Consider the following 24,032-nt stretch of genomic DNA (forward strand, 5'->3'; position numbering starts at 1 on the left):
TGCCCTCTCATCACGCTCGTCGTTCCGGGGCGTCACCGCGCCTTCGCGGCGACGAACCCGGAACCTCGATATGTGACAGACACTTCGAGATTCCGGGTTCGCGCGCAAGAGCGCGCGCCCCGGAATGACGAAGGATGCGTCAAGCCGCCTTGGATCCCGGTGCGAGATCCACCGCCTGCCGCAAGGCCTCGAGAAGGCTGCGCTCATCGGCAATGCCCTTGCCGGCGATGTCGAAGGCGGTGCCGTGATCGACCGAGGTGCGGATGACGGGAAGTCCGACCGTGATGTTCACGCCGGATTCCAGACCCAGCACCTTGATCGGGCCATGGCCCTGATCGTGATACATCGCCACCACCATGTCGTAGTCGCCGCGGCCGGCGAGGAAGAACAGCGTGTCGGCGGGCAGCGGACCGCGGACGTCCCAGCCCTTCTTCTGACAGGCTTCGACCGCGGGCGTGATCTTCTCGGCTTCTTCGCCATAGCCGAACAGGCCGTTCTCGCCGGCATGCGGATTGATGGCGCAAACGCCGATCTTCGGATTCTTGATGCCGGCCTTGACCAGCACTTCATGGCCGCGGGTGATGACGCGCTCGACCAGGCCCGGCTCGATCTTCTTGATGGCATCGATCAGGCCGATATGCGTCGTCACGTGAATGACGCGCAGCTTCGGCGACACCAGCATCATCGACACTTCAGGCGTGCCGGTCAGATGTGCGAGCAGTTCGGTATGCCCGGGATATTTGTGACCGGCTGCATGCAGCGCTTCCTTGGAGAGCGGTGCGGTGCAGATACCCTGGGCGATGCCGGCCTGAACGATCTCGACGGCCTTCTCGATGAAGCGGTAAGCCGCCTCGCCTGCGATCGGGGAGTTCTGCCCGAACGGCAAATCGTCGGGAACGATCTTCAAGTCAACGCATTGGACGTTCTTCGACGCAAAATTCGCAGCCTTTGCATCGCTGAGCGAGTCGACGCCGATCCTGGCGCCGACGATCTCGCCGGCCTTGCGCAGGCGATTGGCATCGCCAATCACCAGCGGATTGCACATCGCGAGCATTTCCGGATGCGCGAAGGCCTTCATAATCACTTCGGGCCCGATGCCTGCGGGATCGCCCATGGTGATCGCAATGGTCGGACGGGTCATGTGAAGCTTCCTTGAGTTCGGACGATGTGAAGACGTTCGCGAATTTTGATCAGGCTGTTCTCGTCGCCGAAGGCGCCGGCCTTGGTGGCGATCGGCACGGACAATGCGCCGAGCGTAAGCCCGAGCGAAACGCCGGGCTCGATCTCGTCCGCCAGACGGATGCCGTTGACACCGAAGCGCGACAAGAGTGCTGCGGCAGTCTCGCCGCCAGTTGCTGCAAAGGCGCCGATGCTGGACGCCACGGGCATCAGCGCATCGGCAAGATTCTGCGCGAGCTGCGGGCCGAGCGACATTTTCGGATTGTCGTCCATCACGATCTCAACCAGGACATCGCCGCCTGCGGTCAATCCTTCGGTCACGCGTGCAGCCAGCGCCGCCTGCCCTGCCTTGTCGCCGAGCAGGACTTCCGGTGTGACCGGCAGATGGGTCACGGTGCCGCTGGCGACCAGCTTGCGCGCTGCAGAGCGCGACGCGCCGGCGAGCGAGCCGACCACGATCAGCGTGCCATATGTGCTAGTGGGAATTTCCAGCTTCTCGGTGGCACTCGTGTCATCGAGCGCAGCCAGCGCATGTGCAAGGCCGGCGCTGCCGATGAACACTGTCGCCGGTGAAATCTTCAGGCTGGCTTCGGCGATCAGATGCAGGTCGTGCTCGGTCTCCGCATCGCAGATCGCAACAACGCTGTCACCGGACGCAATACGCGCAAGATGCGCCTTCAGATCGCCGCCGCGGATGGTCGCGAGCAGCACCTTCTCGCTGCGAACGCCTGCCGATGCCAATACATCAGCGATGTCGGCATTGTCGTAGGTGTGATCGCGCTTCCAGACCTCGGCTTCCTCAAGCGGACGGCCGCCAACGACGACGCGGCCATTGATCGTGGTGCGGTTCGTCGCCGGAAAGGCTGGCGCGAAGATGCCGAAGGCCGAACCGGACTGTGCCTTGAGATGGGCCAGCGCAGCCGCCGTCTCGGAGGCCGGCTGGCCGCGCAGCGTGGAGTCGATCTTCTTGAACAGGAGCCGATCCGGCTCCATCAACTGTTGCAACACGTCGGCGTGCCGACGCGCAGCGGCCTCGGCCGTGAGGCCGCGGCTCGCTGCATCATAGGAGATAACCGGATGCTGGCGATCCCCGGCACGTGCCCCGGCACCTGCGATCTCGCCCCAGGTCACGGCAGCCGCAAGACCGCGGCGACCGAAGGCGATGGCGCAGTCCGCTGCACCGGTGAGATCATCGGCGAGGATCAGCCAGCGTCCCGCCATCTTAGTGCCCAGCCACTGGTGCGGGTGATGCGACGCTTGGCGCGGCAGGCGTCGTCGCCTCCGCTTCCGGCTCGACATCACGGCCGACGATGCCGGCAACCCACGAGGTCAGGATCGGCGTCAGGATCGCCGTCACGACCACGCAGGCCGCGATGAGGATGGTCGCCGGGCCGGCAGCAGCCGCATAGGCCGGATTGGCCGCAGCGACGATCGCAGGCACAGCCGCCGCATTGCCGGCGGTCGACGCCGCAGCAACACCCGCAACGCCGTTGCCGCCGGTGAGACGGTCAACGAAGAACAGCGGGATGCCGGTCACGATCACGACGGCAACGCCCATGCCGACGCCGAGCAGACCTGCCTGCCAGACCTGCGTCAGGTTCAGGCCGGTGCCGAGCGCGAAGGCGAAGAACGGGATCATCACAGGCACGGCCTTGCTGAGGAAGTCGCGCAGTTCGCGGTCGAGATTACCAAGGATCATGCCGGCCACCAGCGGCAGGATTGCGCCGACGAGCGCGGGCCACTGGAACGACGACAGACCGGCAACGCCGAGCGTCACCATGGTGAGGAACGGACCGCTTTCCAGCGTCATGATGCTATAGGCACCCACGTCGCGCGGACGGCCATACTGGCCCATCAGCGCCATGTAGAGACCGCCATTGGTGTCGTTCATGGCGGCGACGATCGCCAGCGTCGACACGCCTGCGAAGATGCCGGCGGTGACCGGCGCTTCACCGAGGAAGCGGCCGAAGATCAGGCCGAGGATGATGGCGGTACCGACCTTCACGATCATCAGGGCGCCGCCCTTCTTCACGATGTAAGGCGTCGCCTTGAAGTCGATGCTCGCACCCATGCACACATAGAACACGGCGAGAATGCTGAGAGCGCCGCCGGAGAACAGCGCGCCAGTGAACGAGCCGAAGAATTTCGGGGTGTTGGGGGCAAAGGTCGCGAACAGCGCGCCGATCAGCAGCGGCACGGTCATCATGCCGCCCGGCACCTTCTCAATCGCCCGCTTAATTGGAATCTGCATGGTCTATTTCCTTCCCGCGCCGTGCGCATTACTGATTATTCTGCGCAATTTCCCTCAGGAGCCCCTGCGCACACCGCCCGATATGCGCAAATTGCGCAGACATCAAACACTTTTTGCGCACTTTGCGCAATTTCTAAAAATTAGTTAAACGATCAAGGTATGTTTGTAAGCCATCCAAAGCGGGCGCTTCGCTGACCGGAACGTCGCGCGTCGCGATGCGCTGCATGAAACGCAAACAGGCGGCAACGGATGACCGTTGCCGCCTGTTGGGCCGTCAGATCAGCAGTCAGAGATCGAGAACCAGACGATCCCTAGCGGAACCTGCCACGCAGACCAGGAGGCTGCGTTCGCGCTCCGCCGGCGACAGCACGCGGTCGCGATGCACCGGCTGTCCTTCGAGCCAGTCCACCTTGCAGGAGCCGCAGATGCCGCCGCAGCAGGATGCCGGCACGTCGATGCCGATATCTGTCAGCGCTGACAGCATGGTCTGCCCCGCGGCCACGGTGATTTCCCGCTTCGACTTCGCCAGCGCGAGCACATAGGGCTTCGCGTCGGGGTCGACCGGCAGCGGCGGTGGCACGAAGCGCTCGATATGAACGCGATCGGCGGGCCAGTCGCGTGACGCCTGTTCGAAGTCGTCGATCATGCCGTCGGGACCGCAGCAGGCGAGCGCGACGTCCGACAACGGCCGGCCGACCAGTGCCGCGATATCCGGGCGTTGCCCGCTCGACGTGTCGTGAATCACCACATGACCGGACTTGCGCAGCGGCGCGAGGAGATCGGCGAGTGGCGGCTCACCGCGCGCAATCATGTGCAGCGTGAATTTCGAACGGCCCATACGTTTGAGGAAGGCCGCCGCTGACAGGAACGGCGTCACACCGATGCCACCGCCAATGAAGGTGAAGCGCGTCACATCCGCGGACAGATCGAGCCCGCCGCGGGGCAGCGTCACGCCGATGGTGTCGCCGACCTTGACCGCGTCATGCAGTACGATCGAACCGCCCCGCCCTTCGGCCTCGCGCTTCACTGCCACGACATAGCGCTTGTCATCGGCGGGATCGTTGCAGAGCGAGTAAGTCCGCACCAATCCACGGGGCAAATGCAGATCGATATGTGCACCCGGCCGGAACGGCGGCAGCTCCCAGTGATCGGGATCGACCAGCGAGAACAGCTTGATGCCTTGGCCGCCGTCCTCGATCTTGTCGACGACGGTCCTAACCCTGGTGATCGGCACCGCGCTCATTGCACGTTCCGCACGGCGTCGCCGACACGCACGGTGCCACCCTGCAGAATCCTGCAGTTGAGGCCGGAGCGATTGATCAGCGGATCGAAGATCGCCTTGCCGGTGATCTCCTCGATATGCCGGCACGGGATCGACAACCGCGTCGATTCCAGCAGCGTCTCGCCGAGCCAGAACTGACGGCCAACAAGATGCGTCAGCGGCACGCCGGATACGGTGACATTGCGGCGATGCTCCTCGGGGGCGAGATCGATATTGTGATCGCGCTTCAGGGCTACCAGCGTCTCGTATTCGAACAACGTGACCTGACGCCCCTCTTCGGGCTTGTGCGAATAGAACCCCTCCTCGCGGCCGATCATGTAGCGATCGCCCTCGATGCCCTTGCCGGCAATCAAAGTGAGTTCTGGCATTTCACGCATTGGCAGGAACGCGCGCGGCGTGATGTGGAGATAGCGCACCACGCCGGTCCATGACGAGACCACGGCAGTGGATGCGGAAGTAACGGTATCGAGCATTGCTTTCGTCCTTGTAGAGGCTTGGGCGACACATCACTCCGTCATGGCCGGGCAAAGCGCGAAGCGCGGCTTCGCTGGATGTCCCGGCCATCCACGTCTTCATGCGGTCAAAGACGTGGATGCCCGGCATGCGCCGGGCATGACGAAGACTGCGTTCAGGTCAGTTCCTTGTTCGCCATTTCCGGCGCAAAGGATGTCGCGATTGCGGTGATGCAGGCGCAGAAGATCAGGAACACCGATACCGGCCAGGTCGCACCGGCCCATGTCATGAGCGACGCCGCGATCAACGGGCTGAGACCGCCCGAGATGGCCGCACCGACCTGGAAGCCGAGAGATGCACCGCTATAGCGCAGCTTCGCGGTGAACAGTTCCGAATACCAGGGCGCACCGATGCCGAACATCACCATCTGGCCGAAGGAGATTGCGACAACGATGGTGAGGATCACGATGGTCGGATCGCGGGTATCGAGCAGCCAGAACATCGGGAATGCGAAAGCCGCGCAAAAGAGGCAGCTCGCATAGAACATCGCCTTCCGCCCGACCTTGTCCGACAGCCAACCAAAGAACGGGATCGAGAACAGCGCGACAAAGGATGCGATGAAGGCGCCGTTCAGCACCAGCCCGCGCGACAGGCCGAGCTTCGACGTCGCATAGGACATGATGAACACGCCGGCGATGCTGGCATAGGCGATCTCCGAGATCTTCAGACCGACAGCCGTGAAGAACGGACGACGGTGATACTTGAAGATGTCGACGATCGGCATCTTGGCGACTTCGTTCTTCGCCTTCAGCGCGCGGAACGCCGGGGTCTCTTCCATGCTCATGCGGATCCAGAGGCCGACGCCGACCAGCAGGATCGAGATCAGGAACGGAATACGCCAGCCATAGCTCATGAAGTCTTCTTCAGGCAGTTGCGACACCAGCGCGAACATGCCGATGGCCGCAAGATTGCCGACGGGATTGCCGACCTGCACCATGCTGCCGAGGAAGCCGCGTTTATGCGTGGGGCAATTCTCGACCACCATCAGCACCGCGCCGCCCCACTCGCCGCCAAGGCCGATGCCCTGCAGGAAACGCAGTGCGATGAGCAGGATCGGCGCTGCGATGCCGATCTGTGCGTAGGTCGGCAGCAGGCCGATGGCGAATGTGCCGAGGCCCATCACCATGATCGTAATGGCGAGCATCGCCTTGCGGCCGACACGGTCGCCATAGTGACCGAAGATCGCCGCGCCGAGCGGACGCGCGAGGAAGCCGACCGCATAGGTACCGAAGGCTGCGATAGTTGCGAGTGCCGGATCGCCGGCAGCGAAGAACACCTTGTTGAACACCAGCGCGGTTGCCGCGCCGTAGATCAGGAAGTCGTACCATTCGACGGCGGTGCCGATCACGCTCGACCAGACGATCTTGCGCATGGCCGCATCGTCGGGATTCTCCGCCGTGGCGGTGACTGTATTGAATTCTTCTGCGACGGTCATGTTCACTCCTTCAAAAGACATGTTCAGTTTCAGGCGCGTGGGCTCGTTCCGTGCCGCGACATCTCGCGGCGCAGTCTGGGTCTTCTCGTGAACTTTCGCTGTTGCTTCAGTCGCCCCAGCGCAGGCGGTGGTGATGCCTAAGGAATGGCAGCGATTCCCTAGAGAATCGCAGCGATGGCTGCGATCTCGACTCTGATCGAGGGATTGGCGAGCCGCGCTTCGACACAGGCGCGTGCAGGCGATGCGCCTGCCGGCACCCACTCATCCCAGACTGTATTGAAAGCCGCGAAATCCGCGATGTTGGGCAACCACACTGTGGCGCTCAGGATCGATGACTTGTCCGTGCCGGCTTCGCCGAGCAGTGCATCGATCTTGGCGAGCACTTCGGCGGCCTGCGCTTCGACACCGACAGACAGATCGTCCGGCACTTGCCCTGCGAGATAAACGAGACCACCATGCACCGTGGCCATGCTGAGCCGCTTACCGGGCTTCAAACGCTTGATCATATATCTGCCTTCGTGTCGTTTTCTGAGGACATATTCCCGTCATCAAAATCCAACAGGTTTACTGACAGAAATCAACGTCACGAAAATCGGCATCTGATGCCTAAATCGGCAAAAGACAGCCAATGCACATAACGCAGGCTGAAAATCGGCATTCCCCCGCACATTTGCCTAAATTATCCTTGCCCGTGCTGGAAATATCTGCAGCAATGTTTTCCTGTAGAAACACTCCGGCATCGCTCTGGAGCTCTTTCAAAGAGATCAGCGAGACGGCCCTTCCACCATCGCCGCGCGCCCTCTAAAAGAACAAGCACCTCATCAGGAGATCGACGTTGCTCGACGTCAGCAAGAATGCGGTTGGCTTCAACCTGCGCCAGCTACGCACCACCAAGGGACTGACGCTAGATCAGCTCGCCACCCAGAGCGAGCTGACGCGCGGCTATATCTCCCTCGTCGAGCGCGGCCTGAAAACGCCGTCGGTCAATGCGCTGCTGCGCCTCGCCGCGGCGCTCGATGTCAACGTCACCTATCTGTTCGACCCCAACCCGACGCCGGCCCCGCGCTACACGCTGTTCCGGCAGGACGAACAGCAAACGCCCATGCAGGACGACGGCGTCGATCTGCTGGCGCTGGCTGCGGGACGCACACGCAAGATGATGGAGCCGTTCCTGATCCGGCCGCCGCTGAAATTCGCGCCGCGCGCATCGCATGCGGGCGAGGAATTCCTGTTCGTCATATCAGGCAAGATGGCGATCAAGATCGAGGACGAAGAGATCGTCCTGAAGAAAGGCGACTGCCTGTACTTTTCCGGCGAGACGCCGCACTGGGTGCGCAGCATCGGCAAGCCCAAGGCCGACGTGCTGCTTGTGGTGTCGGCGGCATCGCCCGAGCGGTAGTACCGGCTCATCCCCGTCATCACGAGGTCATTCGCAAAAACAAAGGCGCCGGCCTGATCACTCGGGCCGGCGCTCTCTTATTCAAACCTGCCCGCCGCAGCGGCGCCGGTTACTCCTTCTTGTCGATGTTCCAGAACACCGGAGTGGCGGCGCCCGGCAGCACGCCGGTCAGTGACTTCCGCCATATGCTGGGGATCCGGTATTCGCCAAGCGGCAGATACGCGACCTGCTCGAGCGCACGGGCCTGGACTTCCGCAGCGGCAGCCTTCTGTTCCGCAGGCGTCGCTGCGCGCGCATACTTGTCGCGCAGTTCTTCGATCTTGGCGTCCTCGAACCATCCGAACCAGCCGCCATTCTTGCCGCGGCCCGACGTCGAGACGTTGGAAACCGGGTTAAGAATATCAGCAGCGACCCAATTGGTGAAGAACATGTTCCAACCGCCCTCCTTGACGGGCTTCTGGCTGGCGCGGCGCGTCACCACGGTCTGCCAGTCGGTGGCTTGCACTTCGACCTTGAAGCCGGCATCGCGCAGAAGCTGCGCTGCAACGATCGGCTGCGCCTTTAGCGACGACACGTCGGTCGGCGCCATGATGACCACGGGCGTGCCATCGTAACCGGAATCGGCCAGCGCCTTCTTGGCTTCCGCCATGCCGCTGCCCTTGACCATGGTTTCCGAACCGACGTCGGTGTCATTCGGCGTGCCGCAGCCGAACATGGCACCGCAGATCTTCATGTAGTCGGGATTACCGACCAGCGCATCGAGCACCGGCTTCTGGTTCATCGCGAGGAACGCCGCGCGGCGAACCTTGACGTTGTCGAAGGGAGGCAACAGGAAGTTCATACGCCCCAACGTCTGGTAACCGAGCTCGTTCAGAACCTCGATCTTGAGGTCCTTGTCCTTGACGAGAATCGGCAGCAGATCATAGGGACCGTTCTCCATGAAATCGATGTCGCCGGACTGCAGCGCGTTCACCGCCGTCTGCGCATCGGGCATCGTGACCCATTCGACGCGGTCGACCTTGACGACCTTGCCACCGGCCGCCCAGCTCGCAGGCTCGGAGCGCGGCACGTAGTCCTTGTTCTTCTCATAGACCGCCTTCACGCCCGGCTGAAATTCAGCCTGCACGAACTTGAACGGACCCGAACCGATCTGCTCCGGAATGGCCTTGCCGGCGGGCGTCTCGGCGAGACGCTTCGGCATCATGAACGGCACCAGCGAGGACGGCTTGGCAATCGAGTCGAGCACGAGGCCATAGGGCTCCTTGAGCGTCAGCACGATGGTCTTGGCGTCGGGGGCTTCGATGCTCTTGGTGAAGTCCATGAGCTTCTGGCCCATGCCGTCATTGCGGCCCCAGCGCTGCAACGAAGCAGCGCAATCTTCCGCAGTGACAGGCTTGCCGTCGTGCCACTTCAGGCCGTCGCGCAGCGTGAAAGTATAGACCATCTTGTCATCGGAGACTTTGTATTCCGCCATCTGCGGCTGGACTTTGAAGTTTGCGTCCATCGCCAGCAACGTGTCGTAAACCATGTAACCGTGATCGCGCACGATATAGGCCGTGGTAATACCCGGATCGAGCACGCGCAGATCCGAGTGCATCACTGCGGTGATGGTCTTGCCGGCAGCATGCGCGGGCGACGACAGCACCGGCAGCGCGAGCGCAACGGCTACCGCCAGACCTGGTAGCGTCAATTTCGTGAAGGCCGCAGAACGCTGCCAACGTGACATGTAGGACATTCGATCTCTCCTGACTTGAAACTGACCATCGGTCGATGATTGCTTGTGCAACGCGATAGAAATTTAGGCGCGACCACGCGTTGCCTTTATCTTTTAGACATCAAAGACTTGCATCAAGCGTGATGCGCGTCAATCGCGTTTTCCACGCGCTACATCCACATGCTGCAGAATGCATTCCAATGCACATCGTCAATTTGCAAAGGAGATTGCCTGCTGCTGCCAAGTCACGCACGCAGTCAACGGCATGCTCGACCCCGCTGCACGCGACATGGCAATCATGGGTGCGACCATCGAACGCATCGCTCGTGGAGAGGTCATTCGCAAAAACAAGAACGCCGGCCTGATCACTCAGGCCGGCGTTCTGCTACTTCACACGAACCGCGACAGCGGCGCCGGTTAGTCCTTCTTGTCGATGTTCCAGAACATCGGAATGGCAGCGCCCTGGGTGACGCCGGTCAGCGAGGTGCGCCAGATGCTCGGCACCTTGTATTCGCCGAGCGGGATGTAGATGACCTTGTCATAGATCTCCTGCTGGATCTCGGCGGCGAGCTTCTTCTGCTCTTCCGGCGTGGTCGCACGCGCATATTTGTCGCGCAGCATTTCCAGCTCGGCATCTTCGCTCCAGCCGAACCAGCCGCCATTGCTCTTGCCGCGGCCGGAGGTCGCGACATTGCTGATGGGATTGAGAATGTCGGCACCGACCCAGTTCGAAAAGAACATGTTCCAGCCGCCTTCCTTGATGGGCTTCTGGCTCGGACGACGGCTGAGCACCGTCTGCCAATCGGTGGCCTGCACTTCGACCTTGAAGCCGGCATTGCGGAGCAGTTGCGCCGCAACGATCGGCTGCGCCTTCAACGTGGTCACGTCGGTTGGCGCCATGATCACCACCGGCGTGCCGTCATAACCGGCCTCGGCGAGCAGCTTCTTGGCTTCCTCGACGCCATTGCCCTTCACAAGGCTTTCCGAACCGACATCCGTCGCATTCGGCGTGTCGCAACCGAACACCGCGCCGCAGACCTTGTAATATTTGGGATCGCCGACCAGCGCATCCAGCACCGGCTTCTGGCTCATTGCCAAAAACGCGGCACGGCGAATCTTCGGATTGTCGAAGGGCGGGTTAAGGAAGTTCATGCGGCCGAAGGTCTGGAAGCCCAGAGGGTTGAGCACTTCGATCTTAAGCTCCGGATCCTTCGCCAGGACCGGCAGCAGGTCGTAGGGACCATTTTCCATGAAGTCGATGTCACCCGACTGCAGCGCATTCACCGCGGTCTGTGCATCGGGCATGGTGATCCATTCGACGCGATCGACCTTCACCACCTTGCCGCCGGCCTGCCAGTCGGTCGGCTCGGAGCGCGGCTTGTACTCCTTGAACTTCTCGTAGACGGCCTTCACGCCGGGCTGGAATTCCGACTGCAAGAATTTGAACGGACCCGAACCGACCTGCTCGGCGATCGCCTTGCCGGCGGGCGTCTCAGCCAGACGCTTTGGCATCATGAACGGCACCAGCGACGATGGCTTGGCGATCGAATCCAGAACGAGGCCGTAGGGCTCCTTTAGCGTCAGCACGATGGTCTTGGCGTCGGGCGCCTCGATGCTCTTGGTGAAATCCATGAGCTTCTGGCCCATGCCGTCATTGCGGCCCCAGCGCTGCAGCGACGCGGCGCAGTCTTCGGCGGTGACCGGCTTGCCGTCATGCCACAGCAGGCCGTCGCGCAGGGTAAATGTATAGACAAGCTTGTCGTCGGAGACCTTCCAGTCGGCCATCTGCGGCTTGATCTCGTATTTCGAGTTCATGCCGAGCAGCGTGTCGTAAACCATGTAGCCGTGGTCGCGGACGATATAACCGGTGGTGATACCGGGATCGATCACACGCAGATCGGAATGCATCACTGCAGTGATGGTCTTACCTGCAGCATGCGCGGGCGACGACAGCACCGGCAGCGCGAGCGCAACGGCGACCGCCAGACCGGGCAGCGCAAATTTCGTGAAGGCCGCAGAATGCTGCCAACGTGACATGTAGGACACTCAATCTCTCCTGACTGGAATCTGACCATCGATCGATGATCGATTATGCAACGCGATAGAATTTTAGGCGCCTTCGCGTATTGCCTTTATCATTTAGGCTTCAAGGACTTGGCATCAAGCGTGATGCGCGTCAATCGCGTTTTCCACGCGATACATCCACACGGTGTAGAATGCATTGCAATGCACATTGTCGATTTGCAAAGGCGATTGCGCTGCTGCTAAGTCATGCGCGAACTCTCGCCGACAAACTCTCGCAATGTGCGCAGGCACGGAGCGCCTTGATCATCCGTGACGAAATTCTCATCCAAGAGGAATGACTTGATGAACCCCGCCGAACTCCCGTTTGATCTCGAGAACATGTTGCAGGGCCTGCGCATCTGGGTCGAATGCGAGAGCCCCACACGGGACGCGAATGCGGTCAACGGCATGCTCGACCTCGCTGCACGCGACATGGCAATCATGGGTGCGACCATCGAGCGCATCGCGGGACGTCAGGGATTCGGCGGCTGCATCCGCGCCCGTTTTCCACATCCGAAATTCGGCGAACCCGGTATCCTGATCGCGGGCCACATGGATACCGTTCATCCGGTTGGCACCATCGAAAAACTGAAGTGGCGCCGCGATGGCGAGCGCTGCTACGGCCCGGCGATCTGCGACATGAAGGGCGGCAATTATCTGTCGCTGGAAGCCATCCGCCAGCTCGCACGTATCTCCTATACGACGCCGCTACCCATCACCGTACTGTTCACGCCCGACGAGGAAGTCGGCACGCCATCGACCCGCGACATCATCGAAGCTGAAGCCGCGCGGAACAAATACGTGCTGGTGCCGGAGCCCGGTAGTGCGGGCAACGGTGTCACCACTGGCCGCTATGCGATCGCCCGTTTCAATCTCGAAACCATCGGCCGGCCCAGCCATTCGGGCGCGACGCTATCGAACGGCCGCTCCGCGATTCGCGAAATGGCGAAGAAGATCGTGCAGATCGACGAGATGACCGGACCGGACTGCACGTTCAGCGTCGGCATCGTGCATGGCGGACAATGGGTCAACTGCGTTGCCTCGTCATGCACCGGCGAAGCGCTGAGCATGGCCAAGCGCCAGGAGGATCTCGATGCTGGCGTCCAGCGCATGCTCGCTCTCTCAGGTACCGAGAATGACGTGACCTTCAACGTCACCCGCGGCGTCACCCGCCCGGTGTGGGAACCGAACGCGGCGACCATGGCGCTGTTCGAGAAAGCCAAGGCCATCAATGGTCGCCTCGGCCTGCCCGAACTGACCCATGGCAGCAAGGGTGGCGGTTCGGATGGTAATTTTACCGGCGCAATGGGCATCCCGACCCTCGACGGGCTCGGCGTTCATGGCGCCGATATGCACACGCTCAACGAATATATCGTCGCGCAGAGCCTTGTTGATCGTGGCCGCCTGATGGCGGGATTGCTGGCAACCCTCGATTGATGCAACGTCGCCCGGTTTGCACATGCATCGCATGGCGCAAATCGGGCGGTGGCACAGGACTTGCTACCTTTACGTTTAAGTTTAGCGAACTTCGGGTTGAGGCAAGTTGCGACAGTGAATCATTGTTTCTCGAAAAATCTGTGTTTCTCGCGGACCATGACGACCAAGAGCAGCGAGCCCGTGACGTTTCCGGTTGACCGACGCGGTCCAGTTACGTTCGATCAACACCACCAATAGGAAAGCGCCATGCTCGGATACCTCATTCGCCGGATTCTTGCGGCCATACCCGTTATGGGTGTGGTGGCCCTGTTTGTCTTCCTGCTGCTTCGGCTGACGCCCGGCGATCCTGCCGCGATCATCGCCGGCGATAACGCGACGGCCGAGCAGCTCGACCGCATCCGGACGCAGCTCGGTCTCAACGAACCGCTCTACACGCAGTTTTTCAGCTGGGTCTGGCGGCTGCTGCACGGTGACTTCGGCACCTCGCTGATCTCCAACGTGCCTGTGCTGCAGATGGTCAACCAGCGCATCGAGCCCTCTTTGAGCATTGCATTAAGCGTGATGCTGGTTTCGATCCTTGTTGCGATCCCGCTCGGCGTCATCGCCGCATGGAAACACGGCACATGGATCGACCGTTTCGTGATGGCGCTGTCAGTGATCGGCTTCTCCGTGCCGGTGTTCGTGATCGGTTACGTGCTGGTCCAGGTGTTCGCGATCGAACTGCGCTGGTTTCCGGTGCAGGGTTTCCGCAGCATCTCGCGTGGCTTCGGGCCGTTCTTTGAGCGCATCACGCTGCCGACCGTCGCGCTGTCCTTTGTCTATGTCGCGCTAATCGCGCGCATGACCCGCGCGGCGATGCTCGGAGTGCTCGGCGAAGACTATGTCCGCACCGCGCGCGCCAAGGGCATCAACGAGAGCGGTGTGCTGTTCCGCCACGCGCTGCGTAACGCCGCCGTGCCGGTCATCACGGTGATCGGTACCGGCTTCGCACTGCTGATCTCCGGCGTCGTCGTCACCGAAAGCGTGTTCAACCTGCCCGGCATCGGTCGCTTGACGGTCGACGCCGTGCTGGCGCGGGATTTTCCCGTGATCCAGGCCATGATCCTTTTGACCTCGGGCGTTTATGTCGGGGTCAATTTGCTTATCGACCTTGCCTACGCACTGCTCGATCCCAGAATTCGTTACTAGGAATCTGTATCTGATGGCGATCGAATCCCTTCCCAACCCGGCCCTCCCCTCCCGCAGCGGTCCGTCGCTCGGCTTTCTCACCGCGACGCCGATTATCGCCTTGGCGACGATTTGCCTGACGCTGGTGATCCTGTCGGCGATTTTCGCACCGTGGCTGACGTCGCACGATCCGCAATTGCTGGCACCCGCCTTGCGGCTGAAGCCGGCCAGTTCGGAATATCTGCTCGGCACCGACGCTTACGGCCGCGACGTGCTGGCGCGCATCCTCTATGGCGGTCGCATCTCGCTCCTGATCGGCCTCGGCGCCGCCGTCACCAGTATTGTCATCGGCCTCTTCATCGGCCTGTTCTCGGGCTTTTTCAAATTGGCCGACGCTGTGATGATGCGTGTCATGGACGGCCTGATGGCGATGCCCGGCGTGCTGCTGGCCATCGCCGTCGTGTCGCTGTCAGGCGCCACTCTGACGACGGTGCTGATTGCGATCACTATTCCGGAAATCCCCCGTGTCGCGCGACTGGTGCGTTCCGTGGTGCTGTCGGCGCGTGAGGAGCCCTATGTGGAGGCGGCGATCTCGCTCGGCTCCAGCATGCCGAAGATCATGTGGAAGCATCTGATGCCCAACACGGTGGCGCCGCTGATCGTCCAGGGCACCTTCATCGCCGCATCCGCCATTCTCACCGAGGCGATCCTGTCGTTCCTCGGCGCCGGCATCAGCCCGGAAACCCCGACCTGGGGGAATATCATGGCCGAGGGTCGCGCCTTCTTCCAGGTCAAGCCATCGCTGATCTTCTGGCCGGGATTACTGCTCTCGATTGCCATCCTCTCCGTCAATCTGATCGGCGACGCTGCCCGCGATGCGCTCGATCCCCGCATGAAACAGCGTGAGGCCGGCAAGTGAGTGAACTAGTGAACCCCACCGTGAATACCCGCCCCATCGCACTGGAAATTGAAAACCTCGTCGTCGGCGTCGGCAAGAGCGGCACCGGCAAGAAGATCATCGACGGCATTTCTCTCCAGGTGCGCCAGGGCGAAACGCTCTGCGTGGTCGGCGAAAGTGGTTCCGGCAAGTCGGTGACCTCGCTCTCCACCATGGGCCTGCTGCCGCGAGATTCACTCAAAGCCATCGGCGGCAGCATTAAATTGGTCGGCGAAGATGTGCTGCAGGCCAGCGACCGGCGGCTGCGCGAGCTCCGCGCCACCACCATGGCGATGATCTTCCAGGAGCCGATGACGGCGCTCAATCCAGTCGTCCCCGTTGGCAAGCAGATCGACGAAGTACTACGCACCCACACCAGTCTCGGCGCCAGCGCCCGCCGTGCGCGCATTCTCGACATGATGGAGCAAGTGCGGCTTCCCGATGTGAAGCGCATCTTCGCATCCTATCCGCACCGCCTGTCGGGCGGCCAGCGCCAGCGCATCATGATCGCCATGGCGCTCGTGCTGGAGCCGAAACTGCTGATCGCCGATGAGCCAACGACAGCGCTCGACGTCACCACCCAGGCGCAGATCCTCAAGCTGATGCGCGACCTTCAGAAGGATCACGGCACCGCCGTGCTGTTCATCACTCACGACATGGGCGTGGTGGCCGACATCGCCGACCGCGTCGCCGTGATGCGTAATGGACGCCTGGTGGAAACCGGAGCATTGAAGGATATTCTGAGCGCGCCCACGCAGGACTATACTCGTAACCTGCTGTCGTCGGTGCCGAGCCTCATTCCCCGCGCGGCCCGCGAGGAAGCAGGCTTCAATCCAGTCGTGCTCGAGGCCAATGAGCTCGGCAAGGTCTATCGCGAACGTTCTATGTTCGGGAAACCACGCGAAGTCCACGCAGCCCAGGACGTCACGCTGACACTGCGCAAGGGCCGCACGCTCGGCATCGTCGGCGAAAGCGGCTCCGGCAAATCGACCGTGGCGCGCTGTATCGTCCGACTGATCGATCCCACCTCGGGCGGCATCCGTCTCGCCGGACGCGAAATCTCCGACCTGTCACGTCACGCGTTGCAGCCGCACCGCAAGAAGATACAGATCGTCTTCCAGGACCCCTATCGTTCGCTCAATCCGCGCATCACCATCGGCGAGTCCATTTGCGAAGGTCCGATCAATTTCGGCACCAAACATTCGGTGGCAATGGCCAGGGCGCGTGAACTGCTCGAACTGGTCGGTCTTCCACCTGACGCAGTGTCGCGCTATCCGCACCAGTTCTCCGGCGGCCAGCGCCAACGCATCGCCATTGCGCGCGCGCTTGCCCTCGATCCGGAAGTTCTGGTGGCCGACGAAGCCGTCTCGGCGCTCGACGTCTCGGTGCAGGCGCAGGTGCTGCGGCTGCTCGACGACATCCAGACCCGGCTCGGCATCGCCATCCTGTTCATCACCCACGATCTGCGCGTCGCCGCCCAGATTTGCGACGACGTTGCCGTAATGCAGCATGGTCGGGTGGTGGAACAGGGCCCGGCGGCGGAAGTCCTCGCAAATCCGCAACAGCCCTATACGCGCCAGCTGCTTGACGCGGCGCCCGGACGAGGATGGGATTTCGCCAACTTCCGCGCGGTCGATGGCAGCACCACCGTGCCGGCGGCCTGAGCCCATACCGAAACTGATCCTGGATTCTGAATGACCCGTATCGCTGTCGGCGGCTTTCTGCACGAGACGAACACGTTTGCGCCGACCAAGGCGACCTATGAGGCCTTTGTACATGGCGGCGGCTGGCCGTCGATGACGCATGGCGCCGACGTCCTCAAGGTCATGCGTGGCATCAATGTCGGCCTCGCCGGCTTTACCGAGGAAGCCGAGGCACGCGGCTGGGAGCTGATTCCGACCATCGCCTGCGGCGCGAGCCCTTCGGCGCATGTCACCAGGGACGCGTTCGAGCGCATTGTCGGCGAGATGATTGACGGCATCAGGGCAGCGCTGCCCCTCGATGCGGTCTATCTCGATCTGCACGGCGCCATGGTCACCGAACATCTCGACGACGGCGAAGGCGAGATTGCGCGGCGCGTACGCGAGGTGATCGGGCCGGACATTCCGTTCGTGGTCAGCCTCGACCTGCATGGCAACATCTCGCCGGAGACGGTCGAATACACCGACGCGCTGATCGCCTATCGCACCTATCCCCATGTGGACATGGCCGACACCGGCCGCGCCTGTGCACGCCACATGGACTTGCTGCTCGCCGGCAACCGCTTCGCCAAGGCATTCCGGCAATTGCCGTTCCTGATTCCGATCAGCTGGCAATGCACCAATGACGAGCCGACCAAGAGCATCTATCTGAAGCTGGCCGCGCTGGAACATGACCAGGTGCCGACGCTGTCGTTCTGCCCGGGCTTTCCTGCCGCCGATTTCCCGCATTGCTGCCCGAGCGTGTTCGCCTATGGCGTGACACAGGCTGATGCCGACGCCGCAGCGGACACCATCGTCAAGCTGGTGATGGGCCAAGAAGACGATTTCGACGGCAAGATCTACAGGCCGGATGAAGGCGTGTTGCATGCCATGGAATTGGCGAAGACCCTCACCAAACCGGTCGTCATCGCCGACACCCAGGACAATCCCGGCGCCGGCGGCGACAGCGACACCACCGGCATGCTGCGCGCGCTGGTGAAGAACAAGGCGATCAAGGCCGCCCATGGCGTGATCTACGATCCCGCTGCGGCGAAGGCTGCCCATCAGGCCGGCGAAGGCGCCACGGTCAAACTCTCCATCGGCGGCAAGTCCGGCATCCCCGGCGATGCGCCTTACGAGAACACGTTCGTGGTCGAGAAACTGTCGGACGGCAAGTTCGTCGCTAACGGCCCCTATTATGGCGGTCGCGACATGGATATGGGCCTCTCTGCCTGTCTGCGCATCGACGACGTCCGCGTCGTGATCTCGTCGCACAAGGCCCAGCTCGCCGACCAGTCGATGTATCGCTATGTCGGTATCGAGCCGACTGAGCAGAACATTCTCGTTAACAAGAGCTCGGTGCATTTCCGCGCCGACTTCGAGCCCATCGCCGGCAAGCTGCTGATCTGCGCCGCGCCCGGCGCGATGCCGGCGGATACGTCGGTGCTGCCCTGGAAACATCTGCGTCCGGGCATCCGGCTGAAGCCGAACGGCGAACCATTTACGCCCCAGACCTCATCACCTGCCCTCGTGCCGTGAACGGATAGACCCATGCCCACACTCGAACGTATCGACGCTTTCGCCGACGAACTCACCGCCATCCGCCGCGACCTGCACGCGCATCCGGAAATCGGCTTCGAGGAAGTCCGCACCTCCGGCATCGTTGCCGACAAGCTGACTTCATGGGGCGTCGAAGTGCATCGCGGCTTAGGGGGTACCGGCGTCGTCGGCGTGTTGAAGGGCAAAGGCTCGGGCACCAAGCGCATCGGCCTGCGCGCCGACATGGACGCGCTGCCGATGGAAGAGAACACCAATCTCGCCTGGCGCTCGACCATTCCGGGCCGCTTCCACGGCTGCGGCCATGACGGCCACACCACCATGCTGCTCGGCACCGCGCGCTATCTCGCAGAGACCCGCAATTTCGACGGCACCGTGCATTTCATCTTCCAGCCCGCCGAAGAAGGCCTCGGCGGCGCCCGCGCGATGATCAAGGACGGTCTCTTCAAGCAGTTTCCCTGCGATGAAATCTACGGCCTGCACAATGCACCGGACATGAATCACGGCGAAGTCGGCATCTTCCCGGGCCCTGCAATGGCCGCCGCTGATTTCTTCGACATCACCATCCGGGGCTACGGCGCCCATGGCGCGATGCCGGAGCGCTCCAAGGATCCTGTCGTGATCGCGATGTCGCTCGGTCAGGCGATGCAGTCGATCGTCAGCCGCAACGTCAATCCGTTCGAATCCGCGGTGCTGTCGATCACCCAGATCCATTCCGGCTCGGCCTATAACGTCATCCCGGATGACGCCAAGCTCTGCGGCACCGTGCGCTGTTTCTCCGAGAAGGTCCGGATGCAGATCCGCGAGCGGATGCATGCGCTCGCTGCCGGCATGGCGACGGCATTCGATTGCGAGATCAAGGTCGATATCCGCGACGGCTTCAGCGTGCTGGTCAATCAGGAAGAACATTCCAAGGCCGTCGAGGACGTCGCTCGCACCATTGTCGGCGACGCCAATGTGATCACCCGCGCGAAGCCGAAAATGGGCTCCGAAGATTTCGCCGACATGCTGCATGCCGTGCCCGGCGCCTATTTCTGGGTCGGCCAGGAAGGCTCGGTGCCGGTGCACAATCCCGGCTACTATCTCGACGATAAAATCCTGCCCATCGGCGCCAGCATGTTCGCCCGCATCGTCGAAACCCGGCTGCCGGCGTAAGAAGCGGCAGCCAACGCTGTCGGCATAATTCCGCAGGATGGGTTGAGAGCAGCGAAACCCGTCACGCTTGTGTGCGAAGGATGGGTTTCGCAAGAGCCCTACCCATCCTACAATCCTGCACCTAGCACGTCATTCCGGGGCGCGCGCATCTTCGCGCGCGAACCCGGAATCCAGTAGTAATGAAAACACGTCGGGATTCCGGGTTCGCGCCAAGTGGCGCGCCCCGGAATGACGATTTCAACGACAACAAAAAATAAACAGGGAAGAAACCACCATGGCCTATGAGACCATCCTCTACAGCGTCGAAGACCAGATCCTCACCATCACGCTGAACCGCCCTGAAAAGCTCAATGCCTATAACGCCACCATGCAGGCCGAGTTGATCGATGCCTTCGACAAGGCCGATGCGGACGACAATGTGCGCGCGATCATCGTGACCGGTGCCGGACGTGGTTTCTGCGCGGGTGCGGATCTCTCCTCGGGCGCCGACACATTCGACCGCGACGCGCGGCGCGGCCCGGTGAAGCGCCTCGCCAGCGGCGATGTCGATTACAGCGATCCGATGGTGCGCGACGGCGGCGGTCAGGTGACCCTGCGGATCTTCAAATGCCTCAAGCCGGTCATCGCCGCGGTGAACGGCCCGGCCGTTGGCATCGGCGCCACCATGCAGCTCGCGATGGACATCCGCATCGCCTCGGAAGCTGCACGCTTCGGCTTCGTGTTCTCCCAGCGCGGCATCGTGCCGGAAGCCGCGTCGAGCTGGTTCCTGCCGCGCCTCGTCGGCATCTCGCAGGCGCTGGAATGGTGCTACTCCGGCCGCGTGTTCCCGGCGCAGGAGGCCCTCGCCGGCCGACTTGTCAGCAAGGTCGTGCCGCCCGAGGAGCTACTGCCGACCGCACGCGCGCTGGCCAAGACCTTCATCGACAAGACGGCGCCGGTGTCTGTCGCGCTGATCCGCCAGATGATGTGGCGCATGATGGGCGCCGACGATCCGATGGAAGCGCACAAAATCGACAGCCGCGGCATCTATACGCGCGGTCGCTCCGAGGACGTCAAGGAAGGCGTCGTGGCCTTTCTCGAGAAGCGCCCGGCAGCATTCAAGAACAAGGTCAGCACGGACATGCCGAGCTATTTCCCGTGGTGGGACGAGCGCGACTACAAATAGGACGACGAATGAATCCGACGCCCTCTGGTCGTCCACGCGAGGGCGTCATTTTCCTGCACGGCATCAGCCGGTCGTTCCGATCTTTCATCAAGATGCAGCAGGCGGTCGAAGCCGCAGGCTTCGCCACGCGGAACATTGGCTATCCCAGCCGGCGCAAGACGCTGTCTGCACTGGCCGATGACATCCACCCCGCCATCGCGCCGTTTGCTGAAGCCAACGAAGGCTGCACGCATTTCGTCTGCCATTCGATGGGAGGTCTGCTGGCGCGTGTCTATCTGGCGCGCCACCGTCCATCACGTCTGGGCCGCGTGGTGATGCTGGGTACGCCGAACGGCGGCAGCGAAATCGCCGATCTGTTCAAGAACTGGCTGCCGTATCGCCAGTATTTCGGCCCGGCGGGGCAGCAACTCGTTACGATGCGGGATGACGTAACTGAGGCGATGCTTCCCCCAGTTGACTATCCGGTCGGTATCATCGCCGGCGATCGTACGCTCGATCCGATCGCTTCGCGCTTAATGTTGCGTGGCCCGAATGATGGTCGTGTCACCGTCGCACGCACGAAACTTGAAGGCATGACCGACCACCTCGTCATCCACGCGTCACATGCGATGATGATCCGGAACAGGGAAGCAATCATGCAGACCACCGCCTTCCTGAAGGACGGCCAGTTTCGGCGCTGAGCGCTCAGCCCATGGTCAGCGCCACACGGCCGATCGCCTTGCGCTCGGTAAGCAATCGCATGGCTGCGGCCACCTCCGCCAGCGGCAGGCGATGCGAAACATTTGGCCTGATCTTTCCCGCTTCTGCCCATGCGAGGAGCTGCGCGATGCGGGCTTCGCCGATCTTCGGATCACGCCGTGCTGCCTCGCCAGCGCGGACGCCGAGCACGCTGGCGCCTTTGATGAGTACGAGATTGGTTTTCGCCACGCCGATGCCACCGGTGAAGCCGATCACCAGCAGGCGGGCGCCCCAATTGATGCAGCGCAGGCTCTGCTCGAAGATATCGCCGCCGACCGGGTCGAACACCACATCGGCGCCCTTGCCATCGGTGATGCGTTTCACGGCATCGCGGAACGGCTCCGCGCCATACAGCACGCCATGATCCGCGCCGCGCTCACGCGCCACTGCGAGCTTCTCTTCAGATGACGCTGCCGCAATCACGGTAGCCCCAAGCAGCTTGCCGATCTCCACCGCTGCTAGACCGACGCCGCCGCCGGCACCATGCACCAGCAGCGTCTCGCCCGGCTTGATCTGGCCGCGATCGACCAGCGCATGATGCGCGGTGCCATGCGCGGCGAGAAACGTCGCCCCCTCCGCGTAGTCGAATGTCGATGGCAGCGGGGTGAGTTGCGCCGGCGCAACCACGACTTCGTCCGCATAGCCGCCATGACGCAGCTTGACGATGACGCGATCCCCAGCCGCGATGCCGGGCACATCGCTGGCGATTTCGCTGATGTCGCCCGCCGCTTCCATGCCCGGCGTGAACGGCAGTTCGGGCTTGAGCTGATATTCGCCGGCCGCCATCAGGATGTCAGGAAAATTGATTCCGGCAGCGCGCACGGCAACGCGGACCTGCCCCGGCTTTAGCGCCTTTGACTCGAATTGTTCGAGGCGCAGGCTTTCAGGTGACCCGAGTTCGCGGCAAACGATTGCTTTCGGCATCAGGCGGCGCTCTCGGCGCTTCCAGCGCCAACGCGGCGGCGCTGCAGCGCCTCGCGGATCAACGGCAGGCGGTCATTGCCGAAATACATGTCGGTCTTGTCGAGATAGATGGTCGGCGAGCCGAAGCCGCCCCGTGCGATCACGTCATCCGTATTGACCTTGAGTTGGTCCTTGATCGCCTGATCGCCGATGCCCGCGAAGAATTTCGCGGGATCGATGCCGGTGCGCGTGCAGATCTTGGTCAGGACGTCATCCCTGGAGATATCCTTGTCGTCGCCCCAATAGGCTTCGAACACCGCGCGCACAAACGGCACCATCGCATCGTTGCCAAGCCAGATGCAGGCGCGCATCGCCTTGACGCTGTTCACCGGAAACACCGTCGGCGGCATCTTGATCGCCAGGCCGGCCGAGCGCGCCCAGTCGCCGAGGTCCTTCTTCATGTAGCGCGCTTTGGCCGGCACCGGCGTCTTGCGCGATTCATAGACGCTGGGATTGATCGAATTGAAGATGCCGCCGACCAGAATGGGCCGCCACGAGATTTCCTCGCCGAACTCCTTCGCCAGCGGCTGGATGTTGTGGAAGGCGAGATAGGTCCAGGGGCTGGAACAGTCGAAGAAGAATTCGATCATGGGTGTTTCCTCATTTTGTTATTATTTTATGCGCGCGCCCCGAAATGACGAGCTCTATTGCTGCGCCTGCGCATGCGCCGGTGCATCGACACCGAACATGATCTTCCTCGCCTGCTCATCCATCGGCTTCTTCTCTTGCTTGCCGACGGCAAGCCCCGCCTGCACCTGCGGCCGCGCGCGGACCAGCGCAAACCAGCGCTTCACGTTCGGGAAATCATCCAGCGTCAGGCCCTGCGCCTTATGGGTCATGATCCACGGAAAGCACGCCATATCGGCGATGGAGTAGTCGCCGGCGATGTAATCGCGGCCTTCCCCGAGATGCGCATCGAGTACGCCGTACAGGCGCTTGGCTTCGCGGGTATAGCGATCCATCGCATAGGGAATCTTCTCGGGCGCATAGAGCAGGAAATGCCCGTTCTGGCCGAGCATGGGGCCGAGCCCGCCCATCTGCCACATCAGCCATTGCATGACGTCGAAACGCTTTCGCATCTCGGCCGGCATGAAACGGCCGGACTTCTCCGCGAGATAGATCAGGATTGCGCCGCTCTCGAAAATCGAGACCGGTGCGCCGCCATCGGCGGGCGCATGATCGACGATGGCCGGCATCCGGCCGTTGGGGCTGAGTTTCAAAAACTCCGGCTGGTGCTGGTCGCCGCGACCGAGTTGCATCGGGACGACCGTATAGGGCAGCCCACATTCCTCCAGCATGATCGAGATTTTCCAGCCGTTCGGCGTCGGTGCGTAATGCAGGTCGATCATGTAATTTTCCCGGCGTCCTCGATACGTTTTGGCCGATCCTAGCCCTCC

22 protein-coding genes are annotated in these 24,032 nt (G+C 62.2%); 10 read left to right on the plus strand and 12 right to left on the minus strand.

The features are described 5' to 3' along the window. Positions 1–139: 139 nt before the first annotated feature. The 7 genes from pdxA to AB7828_RS10515 form a co-directional block, all read right to left on the minus strand. The gene (gene pdxA, locus AB7828_RS10485) at positions 140–1,141 is read right to left on the minus strand and encodes a 4-hydroxythreonine-4-phosphate dehydrogenase PdxA (protein WP_089264929.1); all 1,002 of its coding nucleotides are present in this window, start codon (positions 1,139–1,141) and stop codon (positions 140–142) included. Further along, positions 1,138–2,400, minus strand: coding sequence for a four-carbon acid sugar kinase family protein (locus AB7828_RS10490; protein WP_441230102.1), 1,263 nt, complete (start codon positions 2,398–2,400; stop codon positions 1,138–1,140). The genes pdxA and AB7828_RS10490 overlap by 4 nt, the downstream gene beginning before the upstream one ends. Before the next feature lies 1 nt (position 2,401). Then, a complete protein-coding gene (locus tag AB7828_RS10495; RefSeq protein ID WP_441230103.1) occupies positions 2,402–3,430 on the minus strand; it encodes a 2-keto-3-deoxygluconate permease in 1,029 nt (342 codons plus the stop codon). Between the two features lie 286 nt (positions 3,431–3,716). Next, positions 3,717–4,673 carry a PDR/VanB family oxidoreductase gene (locus tag AB7828_RS10500; RefSeq protein ID WP_441230104.1) on the minus strand — a complete coding sequence of 319 codons (957 nt, stop codon included), beginning with the start codon at positions 4,671–4,673 and terminating at the stop codon, positions 3,717–3,719. Beyond that, the gene (locus AB7828_RS10505; protein WP_231080107.1) at positions 4,670–5,185 is read right to left on the minus strand and encodes an MOSC domain-containing protein; all 516 of its coding nucleotides are present in this window, start codon (positions 5,183–5,185) and stop codon (positions 4,670–4,672) included. The genes AB7828_RS10500 and AB7828_RS10505 overlap by 4 nt, the downstream gene beginning before the upstream one ends. Positions 5,186–5,340: 155 nt before the next feature. Further along, positions 5,341–6,597 carry an MFS transporter gene (locus AB7828_RS10510; protein ID WP_374725737.1) on the minus strand — a complete coding sequence of 419 codons (1,257 nt, stop codon included), beginning with the start codon at positions 6,595–6,597 and terminating at the stop codon, positions 5,341–5,343. Between the two features lie 221 nt (positions 6,598–6,818). After that, complete coding sequence (locus tag AB7828_RS10515; protein WP_093756398.1) at positions 6,819–7,166, minus strand: RidA family protein; 348 nt, start codon at positions 7,164–7,166, stop codon at positions 6,819–6,821. A 329-nt stretch (positions 7,167–7,495) separates the two neighbouring features. On the opposite strand from AB7828_RS10515, the gene AB7828_RS10520 reads away from it, so the two are divergent. After that, positions 7,496–8,059, plus strand: a complete 564-nt coding sequence (locus tag AB7828_RS10520) for a helix-turn-helix domain-containing protein (protein WP_068736144.1) — start codon at positions 7,496–7,498, stop codon at positions 8,057–8,059. Positions 8,060–8,168: 109 nt separating this feature from the next. Here the strand turns inward: AB7828_RS10520 and AB7828_RS10525 are convergent, their stop codons facing one another. Next, entirely contained in the window at positions 8,169–9,794 is a 1,626-nt protein-coding gene (locus AB7828_RS10525; protein WP_120292628.1) for an ABC transporter substrate-binding protein, read from the minus strand. Positions 9,795–10,038: 244 nt separating this feature from the next. Here AB7828_RS10525 and AB7828_RS10530 point away from each other — a divergent pair, with 244 nt between their 5' ends. Beyond that, positions 10,039–10,194: a hypothetical protein gene (locus AB7828_RS10530; protein ID WP_176454592.1), complete on the plus strand. Its 156-nt coding sequence runs from the start codon at positions 10,039–10,041 to the stop codon at positions 10,192–10,194. Here the strand turns inward: AB7828_RS10530 and AB7828_RS10535 are convergent. Next, positions 10,191–11,810 carry an ABC transporter substrate-binding protein gene (locus AB7828_RS10535; protein WP_441232221.1) on the minus strand — a complete coding sequence of 540 codons (1,620 nt, stop codon included), beginning with the start codon at positions 11,808–11,810 and terminating at the stop codon, positions 10,191–10,193. The two genes, AB7828_RS10530 and AB7828_RS10535, sit on opposite strands and share 4 nt — an antisense overlap. A gap of 330 nt (positions 11,811–12,140) precedes the next feature. Here AB7828_RS10535 and AB7828_RS10540 point away from each other — a divergent pair, with 330 nt between their 5' ends. From AB7828_RS10540 to AB7828_RS10575, 8 genes are all read left to right on the plus strand, one after another. Continuing rightward, a complete protein-coding gene (locus AB7828_RS10540) occupies positions 12,141–13,274 on the plus strand; it encodes a M20/M25/M40 family metallo-hydrolase (protein ID WP_441230105.1) in 1,134 nt (377 codons plus the stop codon). A 246-nt stretch (positions 13,275–13,520) separates the two neighbouring features. Continuing rightward, positions 13,521–14,462 (plus strand): ABC transporter permease, encoded by a 942-nt coding sequence (locus tag AB7828_RS10545; RefSeq protein ID WP_089264942.1) that lies wholly within the window; start codon positions 13,521–13,523, stop codon positions 14,460–14,462. Between the two features lie 13 nt (positions 14,463–14,475). Beyond that, positions 14,476–15,360 carry an ABC transporter permease gene (locus tag AB7828_RS10550; RefSeq protein WP_093756404.1) on the plus strand — a complete coding sequence of 295 codons (885 nt, stop codon included), beginning with the start codon at positions 14,476–14,478 and terminating at the stop codon, positions 15,358–15,360. Further along, a complete protein-coding gene (locus AB7828_RS10555) occupies positions 15,357–17,042 on the plus strand; it encodes an ABC transporter ATP-binding protein (RefSeq protein ID WP_420878637.1) in 1,686 nt (561 codons plus the stop codon). The genes AB7828_RS10550 and AB7828_RS10555 overlap by 4 nt, the downstream gene beginning before the upstream one ends. A 30-nt stretch (positions 17,043–17,072) precedes the next feature. After that, positions 17,073–18,596, plus strand: coding sequence for a M81 family metallopeptidase (locus AB7828_RS10560; protein ID WP_439077656.1), 1,524 nt, complete (start codon positions 17,073–17,075; stop codon positions 18,594–18,596). 12 nt (positions 18,597–18,608) lie between these two features. Next, on the plus strand, positions 18,609–19,769 hold the full coding sequence (locus AB7828_RS10565) for a M20 aminoacylase family protein (RefSeq protein WP_089264945.1): 1,161 nt from the start codon (positions 18,609–18,611) through the stop codon (positions 19,767–19,769). Positions 19,770–20,043: 274 nt separating this feature from the next. After that, positions 20,044–20,934: a crotonase/enoyl-CoA hydratase family protein gene (locus AB7828_RS10570; RefSeq protein WP_175365783.1), complete on the plus strand. Its 891-nt coding sequence runs from the start codon at positions 20,044–20,046 to the stop codon at positions 20,932–20,934. 8 nt (positions 20,935–20,942) lie between these two features. After that, the gene (locus AB7828_RS10575) at positions 20,943–21,614 is read left to right on the plus strand and encodes an esterase/lipase family protein (protein WP_441230106.1); all 672 of its coding nucleotides are present in this window, start codon (positions 20,943–20,945) and stop codon (positions 21,612–21,614) included. 4 nt (positions 21,615–21,618) lie between these two features. Here AB7828_RS10575 and AB7828_RS10580 read toward each other — a convergent pair whose 3' ends face one another. From AB7828_RS10580 to AB7828_RS10590, 3 genes are read right to left on the minus strand one after another with little or no spacing between them, the layout of a single operon-like run. Next, complete coding sequence (locus tag AB7828_RS10580) at positions 21,619–22,596, minus strand: NADPH:quinone oxidoreductase family protein (protein ID WP_441230107.1); 978 nt, start codon at positions 22,594–22,596, stop codon at positions 21,619–21,621. Beyond that, the gene (locus AB7828_RS10585) at positions 22,596–23,225 is read right to left on the minus strand and encodes a 2-hydroxychromene-2-carboxylate isomerase (RefSeq protein ID WP_441230108.1); all 630 of its coding nucleotides are present in this window, start codon (positions 23,223–23,225) and stop codon (positions 22,596–22,598) included. The genes AB7828_RS10580 and AB7828_RS10585 overlap by 1 nt, the downstream gene beginning before the upstream one ends. A 54-nt stretch (positions 23,226–23,279) precedes the next feature. Next, a complete protein-coding gene (locus tag AB7828_RS10590) occupies positions 23,280–23,984 on the minus strand; it encodes a glutathione S-transferase N-terminal domain-containing protein (protein WP_089264950.1) in 705 nt (234 codons plus the stop codon). Positions 23,985–24,032: the final 48 nt, after the last annotated feature.

Source organism: Tardiphaga sp. 215_C5_N2_1, assembly GCF_052076055.1.
GTDB lineage: Bacteria > Pseudomonadota > Alphaproteobacteria > Rhizobiales > Xanthobacteraceae > Tardiphaga > Tardiphaga robiniae.